This is a genomic window from Kutzneria sp. 744 (assembly GCF_000568255.1).
In the GTDB taxonomy this organism is placed as follows: Bacteria; Actinomycetota; Actinomycetes; order Mycobacteriales; family Pseudonocardiaceae; genus Kutzneria.
Genome location: NZ_KK037166.1, coordinates 5,612,320 through 5,619,547, shown reverse-complemented (window position 1 = coordinate 5,619,547; position 7,228 = coordinate 5,612,320). Strand labels below are relative to the sequence as shown.

At 69.7% G+C, this 7,228-nt stretch carries 7 protein-coding genes and 1 pseudogene; 5 read left to right on the top strand and 3 right to left on the bottom strand.

Annotated elements, in window-relative coordinates; translation table 11 throughout:
* Window positions 1–52: 52 nt before the first annotated feature.
* Window positions 53–1,586, bottom strand: a pseudogene (leuA, locus tag KUTG_RS25255) (2-isopropylmalate synthase); the annotation flags it as partial.
* 209 nt (window positions 1,587–1,795) lie between these two features.
* Here leuA and KUTG_RS25250 point away from each other — a divergent pair.
* The 3 genes from KUTG_RS25250 to KUTG_RS25240 all read left to right on the top strand — a co-directional run bounded on the left by KUTG_RS25250 (window position 1,796) and on the right by KUTG_RS25240 (window position 2,813).
* Window positions 1,796–2,080 carry a hypothetical protein gene (locus KUTG_RS25250; RefSeq protein ID WP_043720130.1) on the top strand — a complete coding sequence of 95 codons (285 nt, stop codon included), beginning with the start codon at window positions 1,796–1,798 and terminating at the stop codon, window positions 2,078–2,080.
* An 88-nt stretch (window positions 2,081–2,168) separates the two neighbouring features.
* The gene (locus KUTG_RS25245; RefSeq protein WP_084581307.1) at window positions 2,169–2,465 is read left to right on the top strand and encodes a hypothetical protein; all 297 of its coding nucleotides are present in this window, start codon (window positions 2,169–2,171) and stop codon (window positions 2,463–2,465) included.
* Between the two features lie 36 nt (window positions 2,466–2,501).
* On the top strand, window positions 2,502–2,813 hold the full coding sequence (locus KUTG_RS25240) for a YggT family protein (protein WP_052395394.1): 312 nt from the start codon (window positions 2,502–2,504) through the stop codon (window positions 2,811–2,813).
* Between the two features lie 112 nt (window positions 2,814–2,925).
* Here KUTG_RS25240 and KUTG_RS25235 read toward each other — a convergent pair whose 3' ends face one another.
* Both KUTG_RS25235 and KUTG_RS25230 read right to left on the bottom strand, forming a co-directional pair.
* Complete coding sequence (locus KUTG_RS25235) at window positions 2,926–3,486, bottom strand: nitroreductase family protein (protein WP_043720126.1); 561 nt, start codon at window positions 3,484–3,486, stop codon at window positions 2,926–2,928.
* Window position 3,487: 1 nt separating this feature from the next.
* On the bottom strand, window positions 3,488–4,657 hold the full coding sequence (locus KUTG_RS25230; protein WP_232240935.1) for a glycosyltransferase family 39 protein: 1,170 nt from the start codon (window positions 4,655–4,657) through the stop codon (window positions 3,488–3,490).
* 90 nt (window positions 4,658–4,747) lie between these two features.
* Here KUTG_RS25230 and KUTG_RS25225 point away from each other — a divergent pair, with 90 nt between their 5' ends.
* Together KUTG_RS25225 and KUTG_RS25220 are read left to right on the top strand one after the other, a co-directional pair.
* Complete coding sequence (locus KUTG_RS25225; protein WP_043720124.1) at window positions 4,748–6,013, top strand: aspartate kinase; 1,266 nt, start codon at window positions 4,748–4,750, stop codon at window positions 6,011–6,013.
* Window positions 6,010–7,083: an aspartate-semialdehyde dehydrogenase gene (locus KUTG_RS25220; RefSeq protein ID WP_043720121.1), complete on the top strand. Its 1,074-nt coding sequence runs from the start codon at window positions 6,010–6,012 to the stop codon at window positions 7,081–7,083. The genes KUTG_RS25225 and KUTG_RS25220 overlap by 4 nt, the downstream gene beginning before the upstream one ends.
* Window positions 7,084–7,228 lie beyond the last annotated feature (145 nt).

The following is a 7,228-nucleotide window of genomic DNA, read 5'->3' as shown; positions in this document are numbered from 1 at the left end:
AAGCCGACCGTGCTCAGGCGTCCACGACGCGGCGAGCGAGCCGGTAGCGAACGCCGGTGATCTCGTGCTGCTCGCCCTCGACCCGACTGGGCGGTGATCCGGTAGTGGCCTTCATCGTCGTCGTCCACGCGGTGCCGGACCAGCTCCAGCGGCGTGACCCGGTCCAGGTACTCGCCGGCGAAGGCGTCCCACATCTGCCGCGGCGACACCTCGCCGCCCTGCGAGTCGGTGACGCCCTGGACGACCTTGGAGAACTCGATCTGCAGCCGGCGCGGCAGGTCGAGCTGGTGCTCGGTCTTCATCACGTAGGCGACGCCGCCCTTGCCGGACTGCGAGTTGACCCGGATCACGGCCTCGTAGCTGCGGCCGACGTCCTTGGGGTCGATCGGCAGGTACGGGACCTCCCACGGGAAGTCCTCGACCGGCACGCCGGCCCGGTCCGCCTCGGACTTCAGGGCGTCCAGGCCCTTGTTGATCGCGTCCTGGTGGCTGCCGGAGAAGGCCGTGAACACCAGGTCGCCGCCGTACGGGTGGCGCTCGGCCACCGGCAGCTGGTTGCAGTACTCGACCGTGCGCCGGATCTCGTCGATGTCGGACATGTCCAGCTGCGGGTCGATGCCCTGGCTGAACAGGTTCATCGCCAGCGTGACCAGGCAGACGTTGCCGGTGCGCTCGCCGTTGCCGAACAGGCAGCCCTCGATGCGGTCGGCGCCGGCCTGGTAACCCAGCTCGGCGGCGGCCACGCCGGTGCCGCGGTCGTTGTGCGGGTGCAGCGACAGGATCACCGAGTCGCGGCGCTCCAGGTGGCGGTTCATCCACTCGATGGAGTCGGCGTACACGTTGGGCGTGGCCATCTCGACGGTGGCCGGCAGGTTGATGATCACCGGTCGCTCCGGGGTCGCGCCCAGGATCTCGGTGACGGCGTTGCACACCTCGACCGCGTAGGACAGCTCGGTGCCGGTGTAGGACTCGGGCGAGTACTCGAAGCGGAAGTCGGTGTCGGGCTGCTTGGCGGCCAGCTCGACGGCGTACTCGGCGGCCGCGGTGGCGATCTTCTTGATGCCCTCGCGCTCCTCGCGGAACACCACGCGGCGCTGCAGGATCGAGGTCGAGTTGTAGATGTGCACGATGGCCTTGCGGGCTCCGCGCAGCGCCTCGAAGGTGCGGTCCAGCAGCTCGACGCGGCACTGGGACAGCACCTGGATGGTGACGTCGTCCGGGATCGCACCGTCGGTGATGATCTCGCGCACGAAGTCGAAGTCGGTCTGGCTGGCCGCCGGGAAGCCGACCTCGATCTCCTTGAAGCCCATCCGGACCAGCAGGTCGAACATCTTGCGCTTGCGGGCCGGCGACATCGGGTCGATCAGCGCCTGGTTGCCGTCACGCAGGTCGACCGCGCACCACAGGGGCGCTGTGGTGATGCGTTTGTCGGGCCACGTGCGGTCGGGTACCGAGATCTCCTCGACGAGCTCGTGGAACGGCCGGTAGCGGTGGACCGGCATCGAGCTGCCGCGCTGCGTGTTCCAGGCCGGCTGCTCGGCCGGCGCGGGACGGGAGGGCATACGGATCTTGCTGGACTCGCTCATGGGGTGAACTCCTGCTGACCGGGATGACTCGACCGGCGGCAGCGCTGAACTCCGAGACGGGGGGCCGGTCTGGATCAGACCCCGTCACGGCAGCGAAGCAGGAGGGCGAAGCGCACGGGCGGAGCGTAACCGCTATCGCCGGATCGTGAAACCCGGGACCCACATGCTGGGCATGATCGGGCACCTGGGGGCTGTGGTTAGGTGGACGCATGGCGTCAGGGGGCAAGAAGTCGGGCGTGCTGTCCACGGTGATCAACCTGTTCGGCGTGCTCACCGCCCTGGTCATGATCATTCGCATGCTGCTGGTGCTGAGTGGGTCGACCGCCGACAACGTGCTGTTCTCGGTGGTCAAGGTGTGGTCCGACCTGCTGGTTCTGTGGTGGGGCAACATCGTGCAGCCGCAGGGCGCGCCGGCCAGCGTGATCATCACCTACGCCCTCGCGGCCGTGTTCTGGCTGCTGGTGACCCGCATCCTCGCCCGGGTGCTGCGCTGACCCGTGTAGCGATCACTCGGGGTGGGTATTCACCGCTCGACGCCACCCGATCGGGTGGCGACCTGTATCGAGCGAGGTGAGGTCGGTCATGGCTACCTACGTTCGTGGCGGTCGTGCGACGGCGGGAACGGTGGTCCGCGTCATCGGCACGATCATCGCGGTCATCCTGGTCGCGCACATCCTGTTCGCGCTGCTGGGCGCCAACCCGGGCAACCCGCTCGTGGTGTGGGTCGCGCAGTGGGCCGGCGCGCTGGCGCTGTGGTTCGGCAACCTGTTCGCCACCGGCAGCGAGGCGCTTAATGTGATCTTGAATTACGGCCTGGCCGCGGTGTTCTGGCTGGTCGTAACGGGTCTCATCGCCCGAGTGCTCTACCGCGCCGGCTGATCGACGCCGGTCGGCCGGCGTGGCAGACTGCCCCGTATGGCCGAACAGACGGAGACGCACGCGCGCGGCAGGGTTGTCGGCATCGTCGCCGCCGTCCTGCGCTGGGTCGGCACGATCATCGCCGTCATCCTTGTCGCGCACGTGCTGCTCACCGTTTTCGGCGCCAACCCGGACAACCCCATCACCACCTTCGTCCGCGCCTGGGCCGACCCGCTGGCCCTGGCCTTCCGCGACCTGTTCACGCCGGCCGACGCCAAGCTCCGCGTGCTGGCCAACTACGGCCTGGCCGCGATCTTCTGGCTCATCGTCACCAGCATCGTGGTGCGCTTGGTCCGCCGCCTGGGCTGAGTTGTCCACAGGGCCCCAGTTGTCCACAGGCCGCCCGGTTTCAAGATCCACCAGAGGTGCGCGCCGGTAGGCTGGGTGGGGACGGCGGCCCCCGGGGAAGGGCGGGCCGCGCTTAGAAGGCGGCGGAGCCCCAGGTGTCGGTGAAAACCAGCTCCGACAAGGGTTTCCGGACGCGAGGGGCTACTTCCCGGGCGGCGAGGTCCTCGGGGAGCAGGGAAGGGGAGCCCAGCACGCCGACGGCGATCACCACAACGGCGCGGGCGGTGGGGGGCAGACCGAAAGAAGCGGCGATGGCCTCGGGGGAGAAGCCGCCCATCTGGTGGGCGACGAGGCCCTCGGCGACGGCCTGGAGCACGAGGTTCTGGCCGGCGAGGCCGAGCACGTAGTCGGGCTTGGGCATGGGGCGGCCGGTCTCGTCCTCGGTGACGACACAGCCGACGATCAGCGCCGACGCGGCGCCGGCCCAGGACTGGTTGCCGGGGCGCAGGGCGTCGAAGATCTGCTGGAACGAAGGGTCGCCGCGGCGGCCGACGAGCCAGCGGGCGGGCTGGGTGTTGCCGGAGGAGGCGGCCCAGCGGGCGGCCTCGAACAGGGACTCGAGCTGCTCGTCGGTGACCTTGGCGGACGGGTCGAGGGCCCGGGGGCTCCAGCGCTCGCTGATGAGGGGATGCACCTCAAATAGCGTAGGGCCACGCGGTGATGGCGTAAGCGCCGAACCAGGCACTCATCACCGACACGGTGACCAGGGTGAGCCACTGGGTGCTGCGGAGCCGCCGGACCAACGCCATGCCGACGGGGATGAGCAGCACGAACGCCGGCAGCATGAGCCGGGCCTTGGAGTTCATCAGGCCGTTGGAGCCCAGATCCATGATCAGCACGGCGATGCCGTAGGCGATCAGTGGCCATGGCACGCGCCGCCGGATGCACAGCACGACCAGGGCGATGGCGACGACGCAGAGCCCGACGGTGAGGACCTCGAGCACGGAGCGGCCGGAGGCGAGGGCGTCGAGGGCGAACTTGAAGGTGGCGATGCCGCCGTCGAACTGGGAGCCCCAGCCCCGCTGCTGCACCTGGAACCAGCCGTCCCAGCTGCCGGTCCGAACGCCGACCCACGCCAGGTAGCCGACGAGGCCGACGGGTGCCACCAAGGCGCCGACCCAGGGCCGCCAGCCGTCCTCGCGCCGCACGATGGCGATCACGGCGGCGAGGCCGACGGCGACGATGACGGCGGCGGCGGTCGGCCTGACCAGCCCGGACAGGGCGCAGAAGACGCCGGCCCACGCCCATCGGCGCTCCAGCGTGAACACGAGCGACCACACGGCGAAGGCGCAGAACAGGGCTTCGGAGTAGGTCATCGACAGCACGACGGCCATCGGCGAGGCGGCGAACAGCGCGGCCAGCACGAGACCGAGCCGCCGCGAGCCCCCGGGAACCGACTCCCCGAGCCGGACCACGCCGTAGGAGCAGGCCAGGCCGGACAGCACGGTCACGGCGAAGGCGGCGTCGACCAGCGTCACCCCGGGCACGTGGGCGATCAGGCTGGTCAGTGCCGGAAAGCCGGGGAAGAAGGCCAGCAGGTTGCTCTGGTCGTGCTGGAAGTGGGCGTCCACGAGGTCGCGGCCGGCCGCCCCGTAGCCGCCCTGCGCGAGCCCCAGGAACCAGTGCCCGTCCCACGAAGTGAGAGCAGTGGTGATGGATCGGCCGTTGCGGGCGGCCATCCAGGCCAGCACCACGAGGCCGATGGCGCGCACGCCGAGGAACACCAGAGCGGGCGCGGTCAGGTACGCGACCTGCCGCGACGTCGCGGAACTGGCCTCGGGCCGGGCCGTCGTGATGGCTGACACCCCGATCCCTTCGTCTGGCCACCGGGTCCGAAGGCGAGGGTACGCTGCGTCCGGACACGCTCTGGCCCGGTCTGCGAGGAGGTTCGATCAGTGGCACTGGTCGTGCAGAAGTACGGCGGCTCCTCACTGGAAAGTGCCGAGCGGATCAAACGCGTGGCCGAGCGGATCGCCGCCACCAAACGGGCGGGCAACGACGTGGTCGTCGCGGTCTCGGCCATGGGCGACTCCACCGACGAGCTGCTGGACCTCGCGTCCCAGGTCGCTCCGGTGCCGCCGGCCCGCGAGCTGGACATGCTGCTCACCGCGGGCGAGCGGATCTCCATGTCGCTGGTGGCCATGGCCATCCACGCCTTGGGATTCGAGGCACGCTCGTACACCGGGTCGCAGGCCGGCGTGATCACCACCGCCGTGCACGGCAACGCGCGCATCATCGACGTGACGCCGGGCCGCATCCAGGACGCGCTGGCCGACGGCGCGATCTGCATCGTGGCCGGCTTCCAGGGCGTGAGTCAGGACAGCAAGGAGATCACCACGATCGGCCGCGGCGGCACGGACACCACCGCCGTCGCGCTGGCCGCGGCGCTCAAGGCCGACGTCTGCGAGATCTACACCGATGTGGACGGCGTGTTCAGCGCCGACCCCCGCATCGTGCGCGACGCCAAGCACCTGCTCCAGATCACCTACGAGGAGATGCTGGAGATGGCCGCGGCCGGCGCGAAGGTGCTGCACCTGCGCTCGGTCGAGTACGCCCGGCGGTACAACGTGCCGCTGCGCGTCCGTTCCTCGTTCAACAACAAGACCGGCACGCTGGTGACCGGGTCGATGGAGGACCTTCCCGTGGAGCAGGCGATCATCACCGGCGTCGCGCACGACCGGTCGGAGGCCAAGGTCACCGTGACGGCGGTGCCGGACCACCCGGGCATCGCGGCCCGCGTCTTCCGCGTGGTCGCCGACGCCGAGGTCGACATCGACATGGTCGTGCAGAACGTCTCCCAGGTCGCCACCGGCCGCACCGACATCACCTTCACGCTGCCCAAGACCGACGGCCCGCGGGCGGTGGCCGCGCTGGAGAAGGCCAAGCCCGAGATCGGCCACAGCGGCGTGCTCTACGACGACCACGTGGGCAAGGTGTCGCTGATCGGCGCCGGCATGCGCTCGCACCCGGGCGTCACGGCGACCTTCTGCGAGGCGCTGTCCGAGGCCGGCGTCAACATCGAGATCATCTCCACCTCCGAGATCCGGATCTCGGTCATCTGCCGGGATACTCAGTTGGATGACGCGGTCCGTGCCCTGCACGATGCGTTCGAACTCGGCGGCGACGAAGAGGCCGTCGTCTACGCGGGGAGCGGTCGATGAGCACCAACGGTCCTGTGCTGGCACTGGTGGGCGCCACCGGCGCCGTGGGCAGCGTGATGATCGAGATCATCAACGCCCGTGAGACGGTGCCGTGGGGCGAGATCCGCCTGATCGCCTCGGCCCGCTCGGCCGGACGCAAGCTGACCGTGCGCGGCGAGGAGATCACCGTCCGGGCGCTCGCGCCCGAAGTGTTCGACGGCGTGGACATCGCGATGTTCGACGTGCCGGACGAGATCTCGGCCGAGTGGGCGCCGATCGCGGCCGCCCGCGGCGCGATCGCGGTCGACAACTCCGGCGCGTTCCGCATGGACGACGAGGTGCCGCTGGTGGTGCCGGAGGTCAACGCGCACAAGGCGACCGAGCGCCCGCGCGGCATCATCGCCAACCCCAACTGCACGACGCTGTCCATGATGGCCGCCCTGGGCGCCCTGCACCGCGAGTTCGGCCTCAAGGAGCTCGTTGTCGCCTCCTACCAGGCGGTTTCCGGCGCCGGCGCGCCCGGCATCGACCGCCTGTACGAGGAGCTGTCGGTCGTCGCGGGCAAGCAGCTCGGCGTGAAGGCCGGCGACGTGCGCGAGGCGCTGCTCGCGGCCGGGCTGGACTTCGAGAGCTCGCCGTTCCCGGCCCCGCTCGCGCTGAACGTGGTGCCGTGGGCCGGTTCCTACAAGGGCGACGGCTGGACCTCGGAGGAGCTCAAGGTCCGCAACGAGTCCCGCAAGATTCTCGGCATCCCGGACCTGAAGGTCTCGGCGACCTGTGTGCGGGTCCCGGTCATCACCACGCACTCGCTGGCCGTGCACGCGACCTTCGAGCGCGAGGTGACGGTGGAGCAGGCGCACAAGGTGTTCGCCGCGCAGCCGACGATCGTGCTGATGGACGAGCCGGAGCAGAAGAAGTTCCCGACGCCGGCGGACGTGGTCGGCGAGGACCCGACCTATGTCGGCCGGGTGCGCCAGGCGCTGGACTTCCCGAACACGCTGGACTTCTTCGTGTGCGGCGACAACCTGCGCAAGGGCGCCGCGCTCAACACCTACGAGATCGCCGAGACCCTGGCCCCCGAGTTCGGCTGAGGCGGACATGACCGAGGTCGTGTTGGGTGTCGACCTCGGCACCACGGCGACGAAGGTGGTCGCCACCCAGGCTGGACGACTACAGAAACGATGGAGGTCCGGTGGGGGATAGCAACGCACTCTTTAAAATCATATTCGCCCTCAC